The 21,624-nt window shown below is 44.2% G+C and carries 20 protein-coding genes; 7 read left to right on the top strand and 13 right to left on the bottom strand.

Features of this window, described 5'->3' with window-relative positions; translation table 11 throughout:
• Nucleotides 1-54: 54 nt before the first annotated feature.
• From ACHZES_RS04830 to ACHZES_RS04855, 6 genes are all read right to left on the bottom strand, one after another.
• Entirely contained in the window at nt 55-2,232 is a 2,178-nt protein-coding gene (locus tag ACHZES_RS04830; protein WP_395547724.1) for a DUF6449 domain-containing protein, read from the bottom strand.
• Entirely contained in the window at nt 2,207-3,106 is a 900-nt protein-coding gene (locus ACHZES_RS04835; protein WP_154524457.1) for an ABC transporter ATP-binding protein, read from the bottom strand. Before ACHZES_RS04835 ends, ACHZES_RS04830 begins: the two co-directional genes overlap by 26 nt.
• Nucleotides 3,072-3,497: a GntR family transcriptional regulator gene (locus tag ACHZES_RS04840; RefSeq protein ID WP_038282424.1), complete on the bottom strand. Its 426-nt coding sequence runs from the start codon at nt 3,495-3,497 to the stop codon at nt 3,072-3,074. Before ACHZES_RS04840 ends, ACHZES_RS04835 begins: the two co-directional genes overlap by 35 nt.
• 88 nt (nt 3,498-3,585) lie before the next feature.
• Nucleotides 3,586-4,461: a DUF4397 domain-containing protein gene (locus ACHZES_RS04845; RefSeq protein WP_395547723.1), complete on the bottom strand. Its 876-nt coding sequence runs from the start codon at nt 4,459-4,461 to the stop codon at nt 3,586-3,588.
• A gap of 164 nt (nt 4,462-4,625) precedes the next feature.
• On the bottom strand, nt 4,626-8,165 hold the full coding sequence (gene nifJ, locus ACHZES_RS04850; RefSeq protein WP_038282433.1) for a pyruvate:ferredoxin (flavodoxin) oxidoreductase: 3,540 nt from the start codon (nt 8,163-8,165) through the stop codon (nt 4,626-4,628).
• 230 nt (nt 8,166-8,395) lie between these two features.
• Nucleotides 8,396-10,114 carry a VanW family protein gene (locus tag ACHZES_RS04855; RefSeq protein ID WP_038282434.1) on the bottom strand — a complete coding sequence of 573 codons (1,719 nt, stop codon included), beginning with the start codon at nt 10,112-10,114 and terminating at the stop codon, nt 8,396-8,398.
• A 181-nt stretch (nt 10,115-10,295) separates the two neighbouring features.
• On the opposite strand from ACHZES_RS04855, the gene ACHZES_RS04860 reads away from it, so the two are divergent.
• A complete protein-coding gene (locus ACHZES_RS04860) occupies nt 10,296-11,150 on the top strand; it encodes a PHP domain-containing protein (RefSeq protein ID WP_038282436.1) in 855 nt (284 codons plus the stop codon).
• A gap of 24 nt (nt 11,151-11,174) precedes the next feature.
• Here the strand turns inward: ACHZES_RS04860 and hemB are convergent, their stop codons facing one another.
• Nucleotides 11,175-12,158, bottom strand: a complete 984-nt coding sequence (hemB, locus tag ACHZES_RS04865; RefSeq protein WP_395547722.1) for a porphobilinogen synthase — start codon at nt 12,156-12,158, stop codon at nt 11,175-11,177.
• A gap of 132 nt (nt 12,159-12,290) precedes the next feature.
• Between hemB and ACHZES_RS04870 the strand changes: the two genes are divergently transcribed.
• Nucleotides 12,291-12,545, top strand: coding sequence for a hypothetical protein (locus tag ACHZES_RS04870; RefSeq protein ID WP_038282441.1), 255 nt, complete (start codon nt 12,291-12,293; stop codon nt 12,543-12,545).
• On the opposite strand, the gene ACHZES_RS04875 is transcribed toward ACHZES_RS04870, so the two are convergent.
• Nucleotides 12,542-13,585 (bottom strand): P1 family peptidase, encoded by a 1,044-nt coding sequence (locus ACHZES_RS04875; RefSeq protein WP_395547721.1) that lies wholly within the window; start codon nt 13,583-13,585, stop codon nt 12,542-12,544. The genes ACHZES_RS04870 and ACHZES_RS04875 overlap by 4 nt on opposite strands.
• A gap of 164 nt (nt 13,586-13,749) precedes the next feature.
• Here ACHZES_RS04875 and ACHZES_RS04880 point away from each other — a divergent pair, with 164 nt between their 5' ends.
• From ACHZES_RS04880 to ACHZES_RS04890, 3 genes are all read left to right on the top strand, one after another.
• Complete coding sequence (locus ACHZES_RS04880; protein WP_038282442.1) at nt 13,750-13,989, top strand: hypothetical protein; 240 nt, start codon at nt 13,750-13,752, stop codon at nt 13,987-13,989.
• Between the two features lie 135 nt (nt 13,990-14,124).
• The gene (locus ACHZES_RS04885; RefSeq protein ID WP_395547720.1) at nt 14,125-14,685 is read left to right on the top strand and encodes a PadR family transcriptional regulator; all 561 of its coding nucleotides are present in this window, start codon (nt 14,125-14,127) and stop codon (nt 14,683-14,685) included.
• A complete protein-coding gene (locus tag ACHZES_RS04890; protein ID WP_395547719.1) occupies nt 14,682-16,268 on the top strand; it encodes an NAD(P)H-dependent oxidoreductase in 1,587 nt (528 codons plus the stop codon). Before ACHZES_RS04885 ends, ACHZES_RS04890 begins: the two co-directional genes overlap by 4 nt.
• A gap of 48 nt (nt 16,269-16,316) precedes the next feature.
• Here the strand turns inward: ACHZES_RS04890 and ACHZES_RS04895 are convergent, their stop codons facing one another.
• The 4 genes from ACHZES_RS04895 to ACHZES_RS04910 all read right to left on the bottom strand — a co-directional run bounded on the left by ACHZES_RS04895 (nt 16,317) and on the right by ACHZES_RS04910 (nt 19,232).
• Entirely contained in the window at nt 16,317-17,453 is a 1,137-nt protein-coding gene (locus tag ACHZES_RS04895) for an AI-2E family transporter (protein WP_038282443.1), read from the bottom strand.
• A gap of 12 nt (nt 17,454-17,465) precedes the next feature.
• On the bottom strand, nt 17,466-18,620 hold the full coding sequence (locus ACHZES_RS04900) for an alanyl-tRNA editing protein (protein ID WP_395547718.1): 1,155 nt from the start codon (nt 18,618-18,620) through the stop codon (nt 17,466-17,468).
• Nucleotides 18,621-18,754: 134 nt separating this feature from the next.
• A complete protein-coding gene (locus ACHZES_RS04905; RefSeq protein ID WP_154524469.1) occupies nt 18,755-19,036 on the bottom strand; it encodes a hypothetical protein in 282 nt (93 codons plus the stop codon).
• A gap of 46 nt (nt 19,037-19,082) precedes the next feature.
• A complete protein-coding gene (locus ACHZES_RS04910) occupies nt 19,083-19,232 on the bottom strand; it encodes a hypothetical protein (RefSeq protein ID WP_166429740.1) in 150 nt (49 codons plus the stop codon).
• Nucleotides 19,233-19,309: 77 nt separating this feature from the next.
• Here ACHZES_RS04910 and ACHZES_RS04915 point away from each other — a divergent pair, with 77 nt between their 5' ends.
• Complete coding sequence (locus ACHZES_RS04915; RefSeq protein WP_154524471.1) at nt 19,310-19,882, top strand: hypothetical protein; 573 nt, start codon at nt 19,310-19,312, stop codon at nt 19,880-19,882.
• A 57-nt stretch (nt 19,883-19,939) separates the two neighbouring features.
• Entirely contained in the window at nt 19,940-20,227 is a 288-nt protein-coding gene (locus ACHZES_RS04920) for a hypothetical protein (RefSeq protein WP_038282449.1), read from the top strand.
• Between the two features lie 60 nt (nt 20,228-20,287).
• Here the strand turns inward: ACHZES_RS04920 and ACHZES_RS04925 are convergent, their stop codons facing one another.
• Nucleotides 20,288-21,622 carry a LysM peptidoglycan-binding domain-containing protein gene (locus ACHZES_RS04925; RefSeq protein WP_395547717.1) on the bottom strand — a complete coding sequence of 445 codons (1,335 nt, stop codon included), beginning with the start codon at nt 21,620-21,622 and terminating at the stop codon, nt 20,288-20,290.
• Nucleotides 21,623-21,624: the final 2 nt, after the last annotated feature.

Consider the following 21,624-nt stretch of genomic DNA (forward strand, 5'->3'; position numbering starts at 1 on the left):
CTTATGCTCCTATCATTTTAACTTCATTGGAAGAAAAAGTCAATGAAAGACTGCTTACACATCTTCTTTTATCTTACTAATTTCATTTTTAACGGATTCCGGCAATTGATTTAATTGAATGGTACAAGAAGTTTCACTTCTTCTTCCCCCTGATTCCGTAACAGCTGAGAAGGTGACCCGTTCTTCTCCCCTGCCGCCAAAAGGATTCATGTTGGAATACCCATCGATAGCTGCAATGCTCATGATCTGACTGATTTCTTCCTCATCAGTGATTGTCAGATATTGGGAGCCTTTATCTTCATAGGTGGAACGATAATTATTGAACTGATAGATATCAAAATTGATCTCTTTGACATTTTCCAGGCTATTCCATTCCTCTACGTTAACCTCGCACTCTTTTAATAATTCCAGTGTATTTTTAAAGGAAGGATAGATCGGATAATATCCTCTTGAAGTAACATCACTGTATTTCCAGGAGCTCTGAATCTCTTCCCGCTTTGTTTCCGCCTTTGCCTGCATCTTCGTTAAAAACTGGATGGTAGCCACTGGATTTTCCTTTTGCATGGTTTCCACTTTTAAATTCTTTAAATCCTCCTGATAAGCAAGGAGTAATTTATCTGTCATCGCTTTCTCTGTTCCATTTCTGTCACGGCTGACGACGTTGGTCTGCTCTCCCCTGCTTACCCTTACCCAGGCAGTATCTTCAGGTGTCTGAAGAAGGAGGGGATAAACCGCTTTGGCAAACTCCTGGTTCTCAAAGATCTCCGCGATCTCCGGACGGGCCTCATCTCCGGATAAATGGTAGGTGCGGTAAATATTCTTACCGTTTTTCAACGTGTATCTTATGGAAAAATTATAGCTTACTTTTCCATTCTCATACGTATCAGAATAATCACCTCCATGATACATCCTTTGGTTATCAGCCACTGCATCACGTACCAGGGCCAGAACCGGCGCCGTATCCATAAGCTTCATATGGTTGAATATATATTCATCCGAATCCTGATAATCCCAGTAATATTCTCCCATGGAATTTTGCTGTGCACTTCCATAAGAAACCCAGAAGTTCACATCCGGCATGGATACCGCTACGGATTCAATGGAAGATTCAGATGGTATATATTTGTCATACCCAAATAAATCATAACGGAACCCGCAGAATATTACTGCCGCCAATACGGCACAGGCACCCATTTGCTTCCAATTGGAAAACAGTTTTCTGAATTCAAAATGATAAATGATTTCAATGACGCAGTGGGATAAAAGCATTCCGCATAACAATCCAAATATTCCCCAGCCTACGCTGGAACGCATGGACCAGAAAAAAATGCTCCCGCCAAGAGACGATAAAACCACAATCGGAATCCTGATTATCGGCATGCTGATCTTAAACGCCATGGCTCTCCCTGCTGCTTCGGAACCTCTTTTTTTATATAACAGGTAAGAAAGAAGGGTCAAAACTACAGTCACGGCCAAAACCGCAAAAACCCTGACAGCCTGGGCTCTCCCAGAAGTCCCCAACTGCAGCCGTTCCATGTTAACCATAAACAGTGCAAACGCCGAACACTTATCCATGAACCGGTTAAATACATTCCCGCCTCCCCGGTAACTGGTATAGAAAAAGCGGCTGTAGCAGAATTCCAGAATTCCTATCACACATACAAAATAAAATTGTAATACCAGATTTCCAAGTATGCCAACCAATACATTTCCTGTAAGAATCATGGATATCACAGTCACAGAATACATCATGCAGTAATGGATCATAAACAGCAGGAATCCCGAAAGGGCTGTTTTCCATACCTCAAAAGGAGAAATACCGTTAACAGCAATCACTCCCATGGCAATGATTAAATTTACCCCATACACAACTGCCGGAATAAGAATCCCATTAAAATAATTCACCCAGAACAAATGCTTCCTGTTTACCGGAATGCCATGATAAAAATCTACCTTCTGCCTGGAATGAAGATAAGAGAAGCTGGTCACTCCCATAATAAGGGACAGAAGGATAATCACTGACGCAACCCAGCCGTTCTGAAAGCCCAGCCAGGATTTCAGGGTGGATATGATATAGGTATAATCAATTTCTCCTCTCATTCGTTCACTTAAGGAAAGTGCGATTCCCACCGGGAAGGTAAAGAAAAACACTAAAAATGACAGTGCCATGGACCAAAGGCGTCTTTTGCCATCTTCTCTTAATAGATTATAAAATAAGCTTTTTGATGTCATATCCTGCCACCTCCGTCTCACTGATAAATATTTCTTCCAGAGATAAAGGTATGATCTCATAAAATACCGGATGGTACGATTCCATCAATCCTTCCACTTCTTCTCTGGTCCCCCTTACCGTTATGGTATAGAGTTTTCCTCTTGTTTCTGTCTTAATACGCTGCATGGCCGTTAAGTCTTCGGCAGTCATTCCATCCTTTAAAACACACTGCACCTTATGGATGTTAAGTTTCATATCATCAAGATCCCTGGAAAGCAGTATCCCTCCCCTGTGAAGAAGGCCTACATGATCACAGATATCCTCTAGTTCTCTTAAGTTATGGGACGCAATGATAGGCGTTAAATTTCTTTCAGACATATCATTTGCAAATATGCTCTTCACAGCCTGGCGCATCACCGGATCAAGCCCGTCAAAGGTTTCATCGCAGAAAAGGTAATCCGTATTGGCGCATACCCCACAGATGACGGAAAGCTGCTTTTTCATGCCTTTTGAAAAGGTATGGACCTTTCTCCGGGCTTCTAATCCAAAGCTTCCTAAAAGCTTGTGAAAGCGTTCCTTGTTAAATTGCGGGTAGATTCTGCTGTAAAACTCCATCATATCAAGAGGCGAAGAGTTATTAAAATAGTACTGGTCATCGGAAATGTAAAAAAACCGGCCTTTCACCTTTTCATTTTCAAAGATCTGTTCTCCATCAATGGTAACAGTTCCTTCGTCAGGCTTTAGAATACCGCTCAGCATTCTCAAAAAGGTACTTTTTCCTGCGCCATTGGTTCCAATCAGACCAAATACACTTCCATCCCGTATCTGTGCGCTTACATGGTCTACTGCCACTATATCGTCAAATTTTTTTGTCAGATTTTCTGCTTTTATCATCCTCTCTCTCCTCCCCGGTCAAATATTCTTGTCTTACCCATTCCTCTGCAACCCATGTATGAGTTTTATCCTCTGTCAGACCCGCCCGCTTTGCTTCCTGGATCCAGTTAATCAGCTCCAATTTCAGTTCACTGTTCTTAAGTGCCCGAATGGAACTGGTATCTGCCACAAAGCTGCCTCTTCCCTTAACGGAATAGATGAATCCTCTTCGTTCCAGCTCTGCATAAGCTCTCTGAATTGTATTGGGATTAATGGATAAGTCTGTTGCCAAAGTACGGACTGACGGCAGCTGCGCATCTTGTTCCAATACGCCGCAAATCATAAGATCCTTCAGCTTTTCTACAACCTGCTCGTATATTGGTCTGCGGTCTTTGTAATCAAGCAGTATCATATTTCACCTCCTAATCTGTATTAATACTCCTAATACACTTAGTATAGCAGAGAACCTCTGATCTGTCAATCAGAGGTTCCATATTTTTCTAGGGTCTTTGGTCTTCAACAATCAGGATACGAATGGCATCCTCTACATTCTGCCAGTTAAATACGTACAGAGTGTAGGAAGCATTGCCCCGTATATAGATATCAGAGGTCAAAAGAAGACTTCCGTTACGAGCGCTGCTGTTAGACACTGAAACCGTATAAAAGCCGGTTGAAACATACTGGAAGCTGGTCACTTGCATGTAATTCACATCAAATAACGTCACGGTTCTTCCGTTTAAAATCACGTGAATCCCCTGGTTCGTTATGGATAAGTTGCATACGCGGAAACAGCCTGTGTTTATTCCGGCATTGCAATACATATCCAAAATCACCATTAAATCCATTCCGTGATCCGTATTAATGATTGCAACAGTAACCGCACGATCAAGCGGAACCGTAATCTGCTTTTCAACGTATACATACCCGTTCTGCCCGCCTACGGTTATGGTCTGCTCTCCTGCAGAAACCCGTCCATACTGGCTCATTTCTCCGTTATTTAATCCGTTCACTGCCAGCTGATTATTTATATAAATAAGAAATGGATTATAGCCGGCTGCTGCATTTAAAAACCGGACAAGTCCGTTTTGATTCGTCTCACAGAAGTAGCACGGGATGATCGGTTTTGGAAATACCGTAATAATCGAGGTCCCTGTGCCTTCAGGGCCTGCTGGAGGAAGTGGGAAGTTGGGAACAGGCTGTTCCGGTTCCAGACTCGGCGCAGGTGTGCTCACTTTATTTTCTTCCGATGGTGCCTCTCCTGTTTCAACTGCATTATTTTCGTTTTTTTCATCCGCTGGAAACTCGTCTTCTTCCGGAGCTGGCGTTGGATTCGGCTCCATATCCGTATCATTCTGCATATAAAATAAACTTTCCATAGAAGCCCTCATTTTTGATCGTTATATAGTAAGTTTATTCCCTCATAAATACCCAGTGCCTGTCTTATTTTAAATACTTCCGCCTTTTTGAAGAAAATCTTTGAACTCAAAAAACAGGCCCGGATGGTTTCATCCGGGCCTGTAAGTTATCATATAAAGATCAATTAGTCGTTGCCGTATAAAGTAACCAGCTTCTGCAGGTACTCATAACGCTCTTTCGCATCTGCCTCATTCTTTGCAAATAATTCAGCTGCTCTCTCAGGATTCTTCATAGCTAAGGAAGCATAACGAACCTCGCCCTTTAAGAATTCCTGATATCCTTCTAATGCAGGAGCCTTGCTGTCTAAGGTGAATTTCTTCTCAGCTGCTGGATTGTAACGGAAGTTGTTCCAGTAACCGCACTCTACAGCCAGTTTTTCTTCTGTCTGAGCCTTGGACATGCCCTTCTTGATACCATGGCTGATACATGGAGCATAAGCGATGATCAGAGATGGTCCTGGATATGCCTCTGCCTCAGCAATTGCCTTAACAGTCTGAGCATAATCTGCACCCATAGCGATCTGTGCAACGTATACATAACCATAGCTCATAGCGATGCTTGCAAGATCTTTCTTTCTTGTTTCTTTACCGCCTGCTGCGAACTGTGCAACAGCACCTGTCTTGGTAGCTTTTGAAGACTGTCCGCCGGTATTGGAATAGATCTCTGTATCGAATACCATAACGTTGATGTCTCTGCCGCTGGCAAGAACATGGTCAACACCGCCGAAGCCGATGTCATATGCCCAGCCGTCGCCGCCGAAGATCCACTGAGACTTCTTAGCAAGGAAATCTTTGTCCTTAACGATAGCCTTGCAGGTATCACACTCAATACCATCTAATGCTGTAACTAACTTATCAGTAGCGGAACCATTGGTAGCGCCAACTTCAAAAGTATCCAGGTATTCTTTGCATGCTGCCTTGATATCATCGGAAGCCTTCTCGGAATTCATGATCTCTTCAACTTTTGCCTTTAAGCCGCCTCTGATAGCGCTCTGAGCCAGCATCATACCATAACCGAACTCTGCATTATCTTCGAATAAGGAGTTTGCCCATGCAGGACCCTGTCCCTTTGCATTTACGGTATAAGGTGTGGATGGTGAGGAGTTACCCCAGATGGAAGTACATCCGGTTGCGTTTGCAATGTACATTCTGTCACCGAATAACTGAGTGATCAGTTTTGCATAAGGTGTCTCGCCACAGCCTGCACATGCTCCTGAGAACTCAAGAAGAGGCTTCTTGAACTGGCTGCCCTTAACGGTATTTTCTTTAAATTTGTCGATAACTTCCTGCTTGATCGGAAGTGTCTGGCCGAAATCAAATACTTTCTGCTTTTCTTCGCAGTTTTCTTCCATATTGACCATAACAAGAGCCTTCTCGCCCTTCTTTCCAGGACATACGTTTGCACAGGAACCGCAGCCTGTACAGTCAAATGCGGATACAGTTACAGCGAACTGGTATCCTGGCATGCCTGTCATAGGAAGAGTCTTCATCTCTGCTGGCTTATTTGCTGCTTCTTCCTCAGTCAGAGCAACGGAACGGATAACAGCATGAGGACATACATAGGAACAGAAGTTACACTGGATACAGTTTTCCGGAACCCAGCCAGGAATGGTTACTGCAATACCGCGCTTCTCGTATGCGGAAGAGCCTGATGGTGTGGCACCATTGGCATAATCGCTGAATGCGGATACAGGCAGGGAATTTCCTTCCTGTGCATTTACCTTGGACTGAATGTTATTAACGAAATCAATAGCATCCTTTCTGCCTTCTGTAATAAACTTATAATCAAGACCTTCATCTTCGCAGTTTTTCCAGCTTTCAGGAACGTCTACCTTGACAACGCCCTTAGCACCTGCATCGATGGCTGCCCAGTTCTTCATAACGATTTCTTCGCCCTTACGTCCGTAGGTTGCTTTTGCAGCTGCCTTCATCAGTTCGTTTGCCTTCTCGGAAGGAATAATTCCGGTCAGCTCGAAGAATGCGGACTGAAGGATTGTGTTGATACGGGTCTGGCCCATGCCGGTCTCAATACCGATCTTCACACCGTCGATGGTGTAGAATTTAATATTGTGGTCAGCAATGTATTTCTTTACCTGTCCTGGCAGATGCTTCTCAAGACCTTCTGCATCCCATGGGCAGTTTAATAAGAAGACACCACCGTCAACCAGTTCCTGAACCATGTTGTACTTACGGATATAAGCCGGATTGTGGCATGCCACAAAGTTAGCCTGACGGATCAGGTAGGTGGACTTAATCGGCTTGTGTCCAAAACGTAAGTGAGACATGGTAACGCCGCCGGACTTCTTGGAGTCATAATCAAAGTAAGCCTGAGCATACATATCGGTGTTGTCACCAATGATCTTGATGGAGTTCTTGTTAGCACCTACGGTACCATCTGCACCAAGACCCCAGAACTTACAGTTTGAAGTTCCTTCTGGAGTTGTAACGATAGGAGTACCTGTCTCAAGAGAAAGATGGGTTACATCATCCACAATACCAATGGTAAATGGAGATTTCTCCTTGTTATTATAAACAGCAACGATCTGAGTCGGTGTGGTATCCTTGGAACCTAAACCATAACGGCCGGTTAAGATCTTCACCTGATCAAACTTTGTTCCCTTAAGAGCTGCAACAACATCAAGGTATAACGGCTCGCCTAAGGAACCTGGCTCTTTTGTTCTGTCTAATACGGAAATAGTCTTAACTGTATCCGGAATAGCATCAATGAAAGCCTGTGCAGCGAAAGGACGGTATAAGCGAACCTTAATTACGCCTACCTTGTTTCCAGAAGCCAGAAGATAGTCAAGAGTCTCCTCAATGGTATCGTTTACAGAACCCATGGAAATGATTACATGCTCTGCATCCGGTGCTCCGTAGTAGTTGAATAATTTATAATCAGTACCGATCTTTGCATTAACCTTGTCCATATATTTCTGAACAATTGCAGGCAGAGCATCATAGTATGGGTTGCAGGCTTCTCTTGCCTGGAAGAAGATATCAGGGTTCTGAGCGGAACCTCTTAATTCCGGATGGTTTGGATTTAATGCACGGCGACGGAATTCGTCGATTGCATCCATACTTACCATCTCTTCTAAATCCTCATAATCCCAAGTTTCGATCTTCTGGATCTCGTGGGATGTACGGAAACCGTCGAAGAAGTTAATAAATGGTACTTTTCCCTCGAGTGCTGCCATATGAGCAACTGGGGTTAAGTCCATAACTTCCTGTACGCTGGATTCGCAAAGCATAGCACAGCCTGTCTGACGGCATGCATATACGTCGGAGTGGTCACCAAAGATAGATAAAGCATGGCTTGCAACTGCACGTGCGGATACGTTGATAACACCTGGTAACTGCTCGCCTGCGATTTTATAAAGGTTTGGGATCATAAGTAAAAGACCCTGGGAAGCTGTATAGGTGGTGGTCAGCGCACCTGCTGCTAAGGAACCGTGTACTGCTCCTGCCGCACCTGCCTCAGACTGCATCTCTGTAATCTGTACTTTCTGACCGAAGATATTGGTTCTTCCGTCTGTCGCCCACTCATCTGTTGCTTCAGCCATAGGTGAAGATGGGGTAATCGGATAGATAGCCGCTACATCAGTAAATGCGTATGACGCATGAGCTGCTGCATGGTTACCATCCATGGTTTTCATTTTTCTTGCCATTCTTGATTTCCTCCTGCAAATGTATATAATGTATAAATTGGTTCCCGTATAGGGAAAGTGACCTGACATTATTATAACAATTATTCAACAAAAAGCAAATATTAAAACAGGAAAATTAAGTATTATTTTTGAAACAATCTAATAAAAAGGGACTGGAGCGAATATTCTGTCCAGTCCTGTCTTTTTTTGTTTTGTTTTTATTTTGTTTTTATCGTGTTTTTATTTTGTTTTTAGTTAAAAGGGTTGGGAGGAATGACATTCTGGCCTCCGTTATCGCCTGCCGCTTCTGTGGTAGAAGACGGTCCCTGGGGCTGGGTAGGCTGAGTTTCTGTGGTACCGGGGCCCTGAGGTCCTCCGGAATTTCCAGCTGTCTCATTATCGTGAGGTGCGGTGGTCTCTCCCGGTCCCTGGGGACTTACTCCAGTGGTTTCAGGAGCAGAAGTCGCCGGATCAGTTGCCGGAATGACAACTCCGGATTTATTCCGCTTGATGGTAGCCGACTTTCCACGGTACGTACTGTTGTGGAAAAACTCATCGCTTACCACAACACCATTCTTTTTGGTAACCAGATTGGTCACCCAGCGGCTTCCCTTGGTCTCAGCCTTAACGATCTTTTCTTCCGTAGGCTGAAGTGTCTGGTCTTCCTCGTAAACCGGCGCCGGAGCATCTAATTCTGCTGTTTTCTTCGATGTCATGGATAATGTGACACCCTCCTCCAGAATCGGAATTCCCACAATAGAGATCTTAAGCTTCCGGTCGGCAAAGCTGGTTCTGATGGCTATTGCAGTGGTAGAATTATTGACAAATTTCATATCTGGTCCGCCGTAGCTGACCATGGCATCCTCACCTGGTGTAACATAGGAAGGCTCGTAGCTGTGGGCGTGGCGCTCCGTAGTAGAAATCCCTGCGAATACTACCGCATTATATAAGGTAGAAGACACCTGGCATACGCCTCCTCCGGGCTCCTCAACTAATTCTCCGTTCAAATAAGCGCCTGCCGGACGATATCCCTTTGCAGTGGAACGCTCCCCTGTGGCTTTATTAAAGGAGAATTCTTCTCCCGGCTGCAGTATTACCCCGTTCAGGGCCTCAGAAGCCAGTTCGATATTCTTATTCCTTGCACTGTTAGCCGTAGTAGTTGTAGTATAAGTACCTATGACCTTATACATTTCCTTTGCCTGGGCTTCCGTTATCTTAGGGGCAACTTCCTTGCCTTCCGCCGCGATAACCGCCTGGAAATTCTTATCCTTGAGCTGAGTCAAAATATCCGATGCCAGCTTATCCTGATTAATCACAACTCCGTTTTTCTCTCCGGAATAGACAAATTTCCCGGCACTTTTATCAAATCCTGATATGGAACCGTTCTTGGCCGCAACATCCCATTTTCCTGCGATGGCTTTTACCTCAGCCTGAACGTCTTCATCCAGTCCGTCAAATTCAAGAGTATAACTTTCCTTTGGTTCACCTGAATATATTTCTTCAAGCAGGGAATCCAGCTTTTTGTCCAGCAGATTCTTAAGTTCGTACTGATCGTCATGATAGGTGACCTTCATTCCCCACTGATACTTCTTTTCAATGGCATCCCGGGCCTCTTCCCTGGACATGCCAGCGATGGAGATTCCATCGACTTTCACTTCTTTCCGTAATTCCGTCTCTGAAACGGTTGGGGTATTAACCTCCGTCTCTTTTGCTTTACGGCCTCCAATAAGCTTAACAGCCGCCATAACACAGATAAAAGCAGCAACAGCCAGAATGATCGCCAGAAGTATCTTTGTGATGTTATACTGAGGGCCTCTTTTTCTTTTCTTTCCCCGCTTTGGCTGATAGGAGCTTCCTGTTCTGTAAGTCTGTCCTGTCCTGCGGCCTGTTTCAGATACATTTTTACTGCTTCCATTCCGGGAAGAACTGGCTCTTCCCCCACTTCTTTGTCTGTTATCTATTTGATTCATTAACTTCACCTTTTTACATGATTTTGTAGCTTTACATTGAGTAGTATACCATACTTTGTGGGAAATGCTATTACGATTTTATGAATTTTCTTAATTATTTTTCGTCTTTTTTCTACATTTTACAGAATGAAAAAAACATGTTACTATAGTGTTACCAAACTATTTCATTTTGGAGGTTTTTATGAAATTTGTCGATTTGCATGTTCATTCCAATGCTTCGGATGGCACATTCACTCCCTCCGAAGTTGTGGCCCTGGCAGCAGAAAAGGGCCTGGCTGCCATAGCACTGACCGATCATGACACCATTGACGGTCTTTCAGAAGCCCAGGCTGCTGCTGCCGGGCTTCCAATTGAAATCATTCCCGGTATTGAACTCTCCTGTGTGTACCAAGAAGAAGAAATTCACATTCTGGGGATTTATGTCGATCCCACGGACCGGAATTTTATCTCTGAAACGGATGCTCTGAAAGAAATTCGAAAAAAAAGGAATGAGGAAATGATACGCCGTTTCCAAAATGCCGGCATTTCCATCACATTAGATGAAGTAATGGCAGGAAATCCTGACACGGTCATAACCCGTGCCCATTTTGCCCGGGTTCTTCTTGAAAAAGGTTATGTAAAGAATATGGACCAGGCATTTAAAAAATATCTGGACTATAGCGGCCCCTACTGTCCCCGTAAAGAAAAGATCACTCCGGAGCACGCCATGAAAATCCTTACCGATTGTAAGGCTTCCCCTGTTTTGGCCCATCCATACCAATATCACCTGGGAGATAAAAAGACAGAGGAACTGGTCCGCTATTTAAAGGATTTAGGGCTTCACGGTCTGGAGGTCTACCACTCTTCCAACAATCAGTATGAAAGCGGCAAATTAAGAAAATTGGCCAGACAATATGACCTTTTTCCCACAGGCGGCTCTGATTTTCATGGGAGCAACAAGCCTGATATCGGCATAGGTGTTGGACGGGGAGGCTTACGGGTAACTGCGCTTCTTTTGGACGATATTAAAAGGATACGGCGAGAGAAGGGCCTTTGACCCCTTCTCGCCAACCGGCTTCTATCAGCCGATTTTTCCCTCATCCATAAAACGGGCAAGCTCGATTGCGTAATATGTAATAAGGATATCCGCCCCTGCGCGGTATATACTTACCGCAGTCTCGCAAACAATCTTTTCTTCCTCAATAAATCCAGCTTTGGAAGCCGCTTTTATCATGGCATATTCCCCGCTTACACTGTAGGCGGCCACAGGAAGTTCGTGACGGTCTGCCACCTCTCTTATGATATCCAGATAAGAAAGGGCCGGCTTTACCATTACGATATCGGCTCCTTCCGCCACATCTAACTCAACTTCCTTTAATGCTTCTTTCCTGTTATGATAATCCATCTGATAGCTCTTCCGGTCTCCAAAAGCAGGCGCAGATCCTGCAGCCTCCCGAAATGGCCCGTAAAATGCGGAGGAATATTTGGCAGAATAAGCCATGATCGGCACATTCACAAATCCTGCCTCATCAAGGGCCTGCCTCATGGAACCGATCCTGCCATCCATCATGTCGGAAGGGGCCACCATATGAGCTCCTGCTTTTACATGGGAAAGGGCTATCATGTTCAAATATTCCAGAGTCTTGTCATTATCAACAGATTCTCCGTCAAGGATTCCGCAGTGACCGTGGGATGTATATTCACACATGCATACATCTGTAACAATATAAACCATAGGATAGTGCACTCTGATAAAGCGGATGGCACGTTGTACAATGCCTTCCTCATCATAGGCCTGGCTGCCGCAAGCGTCTTTATGAGCCGGAATTCCAAACAACAGAACTTTCTCTACACCGGCGTTTACGAGCCGGTCCATAATCTGGGGGAGCCGGTCCACGCTGTAGCGGTATTGACCTTCCATGGAAGGGATTTCTTCCACAATTTCTTTTCCATCCACCACAAACAGCGGATAAATAAGGGATTCCTTTGAAACTCTGGTTTCCCGTACCATTTTTCTTAGGGTATCTGATGTTCTTAATCTTCTTGGTCTGTATAATAAATCCATATCCAATCCCTCCATTTTATTCCTGTCCTATTATACACCCTCTCAAATAAGATTCAAGTAATTCTTGCAGCAATGGAAAAGATTGCTTATAATAGTATCCATATTAAATGAATCAGAAACGAGGTACGCTTTATGGAAGAATTCTATCAGGCAATTGAGGAAGCCATCCGCATGACCGGCTATAAAGGCCCGGTGGACGGGGAAGAAATTTACGACGAGATCAGCGACGAAATTGAGGACAAGGAACCGGGAGCCTATGTATTTATGTCGAAGAAAACGGATGATACTTTTTTTGAATATAAAATTCAGATTTTCGAAGACCAGTTTAATTTAAGCGCCATTGACATCCACACGCCTGATCAGGTTTATCACGCAGATTTTGATTAAGAACGCTCTTTGGAAAGCCACAGGTCCGTCAGGGAATGTACCACATTTCCCTTGCAGCCTGTGGTTGTTTTTGCCATGGCAAGAGAGTTTAAGACTGCCTCCTCTGTCGCTTCTGCCGCAGCCGTAAAGGCCGTCTCCAGGGCGCTTTCTTTTAAAATGCTGATGGACATCAATTCTTTTTCTGCCTGTTCCGGTATCCGGTTTGCCGTGGTAAAGCCAATCATAATATCTCCGCTTCCATGTCCCATATAGGAACCTGTTCTGGAAAGTCCTACCCCAGCCCGCTTTATAATTCTCTTTAACTGGCGGTCTGAGACAGGAAGGTCCGTAGCTATGACTGTCATTATGGAGCCTCTGTCTAAAACCTGCGGCTCTGTTATCCTGGCAATTTCCGTTCCAACAGCCTGTCCGTCTATCATCAGGTTTTCTGTACTTCCAAAATTCGACTGCACCAATACTCCCAGGGTATAGGTTTCTCCCCCTATTTTAAACATTCTGGAGGCGGATCCGATGCCTCCCTTTAAGCCATAGCATACTGTTCCGCAGCCGGCGCCTACGGCCCCTTCTTCAAAATCCGGCAAAGCGTTAGCCACAGCTGCCTTCACCTCTTTAAGTCCTACAACCCTTTCGCTGATGTTATTTAAGACCGAATCATTGCACTCTCCTACCACAGGATTGACAGAAGCCAGCTCTGCGCCCTCCTGCCTGCATTTTTCAAGCATCAAATCCACCAGGGCATCGTGAACCTTCCCTACATTTAACGTATTGGTAAGAGCAATGGGCGTTTCCAAAGTTCCCAGCTCATCAAGCTGGACCAGGCCTTGGCTTTTGCCAAAACCATTATGAATATAAGACGCCGCAACCAGCTTCCTTAAAAAGGGATTGTCCTTACAGGGAATAATGACCGTAACACCTGTTTTGTGATCCATGGTATCGATTGTGGCATGTCCTACCAAAACACCTTCCACATCGGTGATTTTATTAAGGGGGCCCGGAGCCAGTCTTCCTGTGATAATGCCATATTCCCGTATCCTCTTCATGATCTTATCCTCCATTTTTGCATTTGTATTCTTATTATACATAATAAACAGCCGTTTGACTTGTTTTTCTGGTTTTTTCCATATTGTACCAGAGTAAGAACACTGCTATAATAGGACATAGGAAATGAGAATCATTTCACGGACATTCCAAAGGAGGAATTCACATGAAAATTCAAAATATCACAGATGTAGAAAAGTTTTTCAAAGTAATCGAGCAGTGCAAAGGCACCGTTGAACTGGTTTCCACAGAAGGCGACCGGATTAATTTAAAGTCCAAATTAAGCCAGTACCTTTCCATGGCCACCATTTTTTCCAATGGCAGCATGATTAATGAACTGGAGCTGGTTGCCCATGACCCGGAAGATGTGGAAAGACTCATTAAATACATGTATCAGGGCGAATAATAAAAATTGTATATCCACATCTGATAAAAACCGCAGGATCTTATGTCCTGCGGTTTTTATATTGTACTTCTTGACATCATACCCCCTCTATTATATAATCAACTTGTTGAATATATAATAGAGGGGGTATGATGTATGTCACTTAAACACGGTCTGCTGGGATTGCTCAATTACGGCTCAATGACGGGATATGAGCTGGATAAGGCATTTAAGGATTCTCTTTCGTTTTTCTGGCAGGCAAAGAACAGCCAGATTTACCGTGAACTGGATGCCATGGAGCGCTGCGGCTGGCTGACCAGTGAGCGCGTTATTCAGAACCAAAAGCCAAACAAACGGGTGTATAGCATAACAGACAGCGGAAAAGAGGAGCTAACCAACTGGCTGTCCTCGCCGGAATCGGATATTGCCGACGCAATGCGTATAAGAAGTGCATTTCTGATGCGTGTATTCTTCGCTGGAGAAAGAAGTATCGAACAATCATTGGAAATGCTCCGCACATATCGCAAACAATGTACGGAAAGCAGTAAGGGAATGAGCGCCGCTCAAGACATCATCTCTGAATATGGAGCGGTTGTCGGCGACGCTAGAAAAGCGGAATACTGGAAAATGGTAGCCCTTTACGGTGAAGTCTTTTACGATGCCAGCCTTAACTGGGCAGACAAGGCAATTGCTCTATTAGAGGAGATGAAACGATGAACATATTAGTTATAAACGGTTCTCCCAAAAGTGAACGCAGCAATACCATGTGCCTTACCCATGCCTTTTTGGACGGAGCCCAATGGACAGACGCAGAAATTATTGATGTGGCAGACGCCAGCATAAAGAGCTGTCTGGGATGCTTTGCCTGTTGGAATAAGACACCAGGAACGTGTGTCATAAACGACGATATGAGTGAAATTCTAAAAAAAATGATTGCAGCAGATGTGATTATATGGTCTTTTCCACTGTATTATTTCAGCGTTCCCGGCGGCTTAAAAAACTTAATCGACCGCCAATTGCCGTTGAACTTACCATTTATGGCCGAAGGAAAGGAAAGCGGAAGTCATCCGGCAAGGTATGATTTAACGAACCAAAAACACCTTGTGATTTCAACTTGCGGCTTTTGGACATCAAAAGGTAATTATGACGGTGTAATCTCCATGTTTGACCACGCTTGCGGCAAAGGCAGCTACTCGGCGATCCTTTGCGGGCAAGGAGAATTGTTCCGCTTGCCGGAATTAAAAAGCCGCACGGATGCATATTTAGATATCGTCCGCCGCGCCGGGGCAGAATATGCCGCCGGAGGAATTCATGCCGTAACACAGGCAGAGCTTATGGAACCGTTATATCCCCAGGAGGTATTTGAAAAAATGGCGGATGCTTCCTGGGGCATTTCCAAAAGTGAGGATTCCGGCACTCCGGCAGACGACAGCCTAAACTTTACCACGCAGATGGCTGCTTTATATAATCCTGACGGCGTGGATCGTGTACTAGAATTTTATTATACCGACATTGATAAAACCTATCAAATCTTAATGACAAAGCAAGGGGCTAAAGTCATAACAGATGGGTTCAATTCATACACCACAAGGATTGAAACGCCTTACTCGATCTGGCGTTCAATTTCTCGCGGTGAAATTTCCGGGCAGGATGCACTGTACCAGCGGCTTTATAAAGTTCTCGGTGATTTTAATCTCATGATCAAGTGGAATGAGTTATTTGGTATGCATACGGCGACCAAATTAGCCAATATAAAGACGCAGAACAAGACCAACATGAGAATTTTTCTCGCGCCGTGGATTGTCATCTGGACGGTAATGGCGATAAATCCAACTGCCGGTGCTGCAGCAGCCATTGCCATTGCAGCGATTGTTCCACTGTTATGGCTTGCGTTCCGGCCTGTTGTCTATGAGCAAATCAGCATTCCAATCGTGGCCGGACTTTCACTGGCGGTAATCTTCGGTGCAGATACGAGAATGATCGTTTCCAGCAGCTATCTGATATTTGGATTGATGTGGATCATCGGTGCATTTACCAATATACCGCTGACTGCCCATTACAGCGCAGCGCACTATGGCGGGGAAGATGCCTTTTCCAATCCGATTTTCATGAAAACAAACCGGATATTGACTGCCGCTTGGGGAGGGTTATATCTTATCACTCCGATTTGGACATATATTTTGATGGGTACTGGTTTTTCATCCTATATCGGTTTCATCAATACTGTCTTACCTGCTCTCATGGGTGTTTTTACCGTATGGTTCCAGAAATGGTATCCGGCACACTGGGCGAGAGGATAAGAACGGAAAGCTGCCTTGCTGGTTCTTTCGGCCAGCAAGGCAGCTTTCTTATTTTTTAATTTTATGCCTCTTCCGCTTCTCCAGTCTTTCGTTCACGATTTCCCGAAGAATGGCATACACCACGGAACAGAGAGGGATAAATATCAGCATTCCCACAATTCCCATGGCACTGCCGCCGATGGTGACCGCAACCAGGACCCAGATGGAAGGAAGCCCCACAGAATTCCCTACTACATGTGGGTAGATAAAGTTTCCTTCCACCTGCTGAAGTACAAAGAAAATGATTAAAAAAACAACCGCATCCAGTGGCCTTACCATCAGCATCAAAAATGCCCCGATGGCACAGCCGATAAATGCCCCAAACATTGGTATCAGAGCTGTAAAAGCGATCAAAACGCCGATCAGTATCCCATATGGAAGGTCAAAGGCCGTCAGGGTCAAAAAGAACATACTCCCAAGGATAATCGCTTCCATGCACTGTCCCGTAAGAAAATGGGAAAAGGTTTCAGAAACCAGCGTTAAAATCTCAAGCGTCCGCAAGGTTACCTCTTCCGGAAGAAATGCCTTCATCAGCTTATGTATCTGCCGTGAAAGAGTTTCCTTCTGAAGAAGTATATAAACAGCAAAGACCAGGGCGATTAAGAAGGCGGTCATTCCGCTAATAAAGGAAAGGGCGGCCGACACGGTAGAAGAAAGCACCGTACCCGCTCCGGCGGATAAAAATCCAACCACATTCTCCAAAAAGGATTTCCAGTCAATCTCAATGTTACTGATATAATCCGCAATTTCAGGGTTCTGGGCAAACAGCCTCTCCGCTTCCTCCTTAATCCCTGCAAGAAACGCCGGAATGCTGTTTTGCAGGCTCATAAGGGTTTCAAAAAGCTGAGGCAACACAACAAAAACAACAAGCAGCAGGAGTCCCATTACAAACACAAGGGTAAGACAAAGGCTCAATGGTCTGCGGATCTTACTCTCCTTCTTTCCCGGCAGCAATTGCTCGATCCTGCGCATCGGAACATTGAGGATAAATGCCATGACGCCTCCCAGAAGAAAGGGCGAGATAAATCCCACCAGCTTCATTGCCAGGGCAAACAGACTGCGATAATTCCAGCCGGCCACCACCACGATTACTGCAAATACGATCAGGCCCCGTATTTTTTTAATTGTACTGTCATCTAATTCCATCATACTCTCCTTTTATGACTCCTCCTCAAACACTTTTCTGATATCTTCCTGCAAAGCCTGAAAAGTGCCCTGTGCCATTAGGGTACTTCCCCCGCCTCGACCGTTTAACCTGCCATTCAATGCTTTACTCAATGCCTTCATATCCTGCTGGCCGCTTCCAATAGCATACTGAAAGATACCTTCGTCTCCAGAACATGTCAAAACAACGCTTCCCTTCTTTCCTTCATACAGCATCGTGCAAAACTGCCTTAACTGCACAGGAGATAAGTCACGTTCAAAAACCAGCAGAGGAGCATCCAGTTCGGGATAATCTCCTGCCTTTCTTTCTAAAAGCTCTTTGGAAAGCTGACCGATTCTTCCATTTTTTTTCTGCCCTTCTTCTTTTAATCTGTCAACTGCCTCAAGAAGTTGATCCGGTTTTGCCGACAGCAGGACAGAAATTCCTGACACAGTCTTTTGTTTTTTGCAGTAATCCTTTAGAGCCATCCTACCGCACAGCATGGTCAACCTGACACCGCCCTTATAATGAATCATTCCCGTCACTTTCAAAATGCCGATTTCCCCCGTCGTCATTACATGGGTTCCGCAGCATGCGCACACATCGCCTCCCGGAAATTCGATCAGCCGGACTTGCCCGGTCAATTCCTTTTTACTCCGGTAATCGATAAGGGAAAGCTCTTCCTTTGAAGGATAAGACTCTAAAACCGGAATATCCTGCCAGATGAGTTCATTCACTTCCGATTCAACCACCTCGATTTCTTCCATGGTCAGGATTCCGTTAAAGTCCACGGTCACCTCATCCTTTCCCATGTGAAACCCTACGTTATCAAGACCATAATGCTTATGTACGATTCCCGACAACAAATGCTCTCCGGAATGATTTTGCATAAAACAGAATCTTCTATCCCAGTCTATGATTCCCTTCACCCTACTGCCTACCTTTAGGGGCTTATCCGTAATATGGACAATGCCTTCCGGTCTTTCCCTAACATCAAGAACTGACGCTTCCCCCAGACTTCCCATATCAGCCGGCTGTCCGCCTCCCTCTGGGTAAAAAGCAGTCCGATCTAAAAACACCTCAAAAAAGCAGTCCTTTCCCGGCCTGCAATCCGCCACTACCGCTTCAAAAGTTTTAACATAAGGTCTGTCATAATATAATTTTTCCATCTTTTGCTCCTCATTTCTCTGTTGTACTAATTATACACAACAATTGGATAAGTTCAATCATAACAATTCTAAAATTTTAAGAAAAAATGGAAACAGTGGCAAGCTGACATTCATACACTTACATTGTAAACAAATTATTTGGAGGAACCAATATGAGTGATCTGGCAGCAACTAACTGTGGATGCGGATGTGATGGAGGATGTGGTAATAATGGATGCGGCTTCAATATTATCTGGCTGATCATTATCCTGTGCTTCTGTGGCGGCGGCGGCGGCTTCGGTTGCGGTGGCGGTTGCGGTAACAGTTGCGGAGGCGGCTGCGGTAATGATGGTGGATGCAGTTGGATAATCATCATCATTCTTCTGCTCTGCTGCTGCGGCGGCGGCGGAAATAACTTCTTCTGCTAAGCAAAACATAAAACAAGGCCCGATCTTTTACAGATCGGGCCTTGTTTTTTATTTATTAACGGCTCTGACCGTTGTTTTTTCCAGGTCGTTGAAAAGAGTTCTGGCCACTTACTCCTTTTATGGAGCTTCTGCCCTGCTTTTTCTTCATACAATCTTCATCAATTTCATACACTGCATTTCCATCTATAATTAATCTGCTATTCATATCTAAATCACTCTCCTGTAATACTAATATATGCAGATGCATATATTGTCAACAAGAAAAGTAAGGAATCTTATGCCATGAACAACGAGCAAAATATACGCGCAAATGATCTGGACTCCCTTATTGGTGATAATCATCTTCAGATGATGAAGGCTGCCCTGCCTTATATGAGTGTTTCCCAGCAGCGTTTTATGTCCTACTTCGTAAAAATAAACGAGCTGCGCCGCACCATTAATCTTTTTGAAGAAGGAGAAGTAGCTGCCATGGGCCTCAATTCCTCAAGGGAAAGAGAACGGAATAACAACCCCTTTGACATGCTGAACACCATAAAGGCCTTTGCAAATCCCGCAGAACAGGATCTCATCGACCTTATTATCAACTTCTCTCAGGGGATTAGGCTGGCCAACTCTTCCCCGGATCCAAGCCCGGTACCAAGTTCCACCATTCCGATCCAGGCCCAATCCCAATCCCAACCGCAGTTCCAAGCCCAGCATGAAGGATCCGGAAGGCCTAACAATAACCAACGGCAGAATAATAACCCCTTTGGACGGATGCCTTTAGACCAGCTCAAGAATTTCATGCCGCCGGATCAACAGGCCCGGTTTGAAACCATGCAGCTTATGATGTCCGCCATGCAGCAGATGAATTAATCCATATTCCTCCCTGGCTCCCCTACCATATCCCATAGAAAGGACGAATAACAACCTATGAACATTAACTGGAAACAAGACCCCAGACTTAGAAATATGAATCCGCAAAAGCTCTCCATGCTGACCGAATTTGCAAAGCGGGTAGAATCCACTCCAAAAGACCAGCTTGTCCCAACGCTTTTAAACTTAAATGCAGAGGCAAGCCGAAAAGGCATTCAGTTTAGTAATGAAGAGACTGATCTTCTCATTACCATTATGAGCGCCAACATGACACCTAACGAGCGGAAACGAATGGATACCTTGCGGATGCTTTCCCAAAACTTAATGAAGCGCAATACAAAATAAGAACAAGGACATTATGGGCGGTTCCAATAGGAATCCGCTATAATGTCCTTATTTTATCATTCAGCACTTTGGCCTAACCCTTGGCCGATACCATTGATTCGTCACACCATCCATGATCTTCTCTATGTAATATTGAATATTAAAAACAAACCACATTTGAGCATCGAATCTCATAATCGTCCAAATAGATAAACCTTGTAAGTTATATTTCTCTACTAGCTCTGCTCTTGCATCAAAGCTTCTTGCATCTTTAAACCATATTACATGCAAAGTCCCATCACAATCCTCATAGTAGAAATAAGGTGACTGTGCTGCCTCATTAAATTGGATAACCAGATCGTTATCCGCTGCAATTTGCACTGCTCTATTGTTAGACATTACAACAGCGCCTGTGGCACCTGGGACATATGGAAGTGTCCAGTCATAACCCTGAGTGGTGATTCCTAATATGATTTTATCGTTAGGAATAATACCGGCTACGTAATCCAATAACTCTCTTAAAACATTAACCGGGAAAATTGAATTCGGATAGTTATAAATCCTTGCCCAATCATAAGAAGCAAATATGATACCATCTACATATTCAGAAAATTTAGAATAGTCTAATTTTTCGAAGCTGGCGTAGGGAGTATCAATATTTGTGATAGGTGTTACAGTAATCACGATCCTGTATCCTTCTGAATGGAAAATATCCCAGGCTTTCTTCAAATATTCCGCAATGTTATTTATGTTGTCATAGGTAATGTCTTCGACATATATGTTTATACCATAATAACCTTTCCTTTTTAGTATTTGAAGAGCGTTATCTATAAGGCGATCCTGTATAGAAGGATTATTTAAAATTTCATAGTTCACTTCATGACTAGTTAATCCTTCTTCCGTAATCGTGGAAACAAACAGCATAGGTGCAGCTCCATATTCTTTCGCCAGCTGAATAAGTTCCGTGTCATCAGATCTGGTGATGATTTCTCCCTCACTTGTAGCCCTATAATTGAAAATAGTCAAAAAAGTTAAAAAAGGAAGTGTCTTTATTAAAACAGATTTATCTATATACGGAAAGGCATAACCTCCGGTGCTAATTGTTCTTACTTTATTCGTTTGATAATTTATAACAATCGTTTCGCCGGTGTACAAAAAATCTCTGTCTGAGAGGTAGGGATTATTTCTCAGTAATTCCAATGGCGAAACGCCATGCTGCTCTGCAATACTATTCAAAGTATCGCCGGGCTGGACGGTATATACTGTTTCCGGCTGAACAATCACAATGGTTTGGCCTATTGCTAAATTGTCAGGGTTTGTAATTCCGTTTTCTAATATTAATCTGTCAACAGGAATTTTGTAATACTCCGAGATTGAATAGATGGTTTCACCGGGTTGGACAACATGTATGACCATGG

Origin of the sequence: Lacrimispora sanguinis (genome assembly GCF_044987295.1) — a bacterium.
GTDB classification, from domain to species: Bacteria; Bacillota; Clostridia; order Lachnospirales; family Lachnospiraceae; genus Lacrimispora; species Lacrimispora celerecrescens_B.

Coding starts and splice junctions, on each gene's coding strand:
- ACHZES_RS04870 (WP_038282441.1), top strand. CDS start 12,291: ATGGAAGAATTCTATCAGGCAATTGAGGAAGCCATCCGCATGACCGGC.
- ACHZES_RS04885 (WP_395547720.1), top strand. CDS start 14,125: ATGTCACTTAAACACGGTCTGCTGGGATTGCTCAATTACGGCTCAATG.
- hemB (WP_395547722.1), bottom strand. CDS start 12,158: ATGGATTTATTATACAGACCAAGAAGATTAAGAACATCAGATACCCTA.
- ACHZES_RS04845 (WP_395547723.1), bottom strand. CDS start 4,461: ATGGAAAGTTTATTTTATATGCAGAATGATACGGATATGGAGCCGAAT.
- ACHZES_RS04830 (WP_395547724.1), bottom strand. CDS start 2,232: ATGACATCAAAAAGCTTATTTTATAATCTATTAAGAGAAGATGGCAAA.
- ACHZES_RS04900 (WP_395547718.1), bottom strand. CDS start 18,620: ATGGAAAAATTATATTATGACAGACCTTATGTTAAAACTTTTGAAGCG.
- ACHZES_RS04915 (WP_154524471.1), top strand. CDS start 19,310: ATGAACAACGAGCAAAATATACGCGCAAATGATCTGGACTCCCTTATT.
- ACHZES_RS04855 (WP_038282434.1), bottom strand. CDS start 10,114: ATGAATCAAATAGATAACAGACAAAGAAGTGGGGGAAGAGCCAGTTCT.
- ACHZES_RS04860 (WP_038282436.1), top strand. CDS start 10,296: ATGAAATTTGTCGATTTGCATGTTCATTCCAATGCTTCGGATGGCACA.
- ACHZES_RS04920 (WP_038282449.1), top strand. CDS start 19,940: ATGAACATTAACTGGAAACAAGACCCCAGACTTAGAAATATGAATCCG.
- ACHZES_RS04890 (WP_395547719.1), top strand. CDS start 14,682: ATGAACATATTAGTTATAAACGGTTCTCCCAAAAGTGAACGCAGCAAT.
- ACHZES_RS04835 (WP_154524457.1), bottom strand. CDS start 3,106: ATGATAAAAGCAGAAAATCTGACAAAAAAATTTGACGATATAGTGGCA.
- nifJ (WP_038282433.1), bottom strand. CDS start 8,165: ATGGCAAGAAAAATGAAAACCATGGATGGTAACCATGCAGCAGCTCAT.
- ACHZES_RS04875 (WP_395547721.1), bottom strand. CDS start 13,585: ATGAAGAGGATACGGGAATATGGCATTATCACAGGAAGACTGGCTCCG.
- ACHZES_RS04880 (WP_038282442.1), top strand. CDS start 13,750: ATGAAAATTCAAAATATCACAGATGTAGAAAAGTTTTTCAAAGTAATC.
- ACHZES_RS04910 (WP_166429740.1), bottom strand. CDS start 19,232: ATGAATAGCAGATTAATTATAGATGGAAATGCAGTGTATGAAATTGAT.
- ACHZES_RS04840 (WP_038282424.1), bottom strand. CDS start 3,497: ATGATACTGCTTGATTACAAAGACCGCAGACCAATATACGAGCAGGTT.
- ACHZES_RS04925 (WP_395547717.1), bottom strand. CDS start 21,622: ATGGTCATACATGTTGTCCAACCCGGTGAAACCATCTATTCAATCTCG.
- ACHZES_RS04895 (WP_038282443.1), bottom strand. CDS start 17,453: ATGGAATTAGATGACAGTACAATTAAAAAAATACGGGGCCTGATCGTA.
- ACHZES_RS04905 (WP_154524469.1), bottom strand. CDS start 19,036: ATGTTTTGCTTAGCAGAAGAAGTTATTTCCGCCGCCGCCGCAGCAGCA.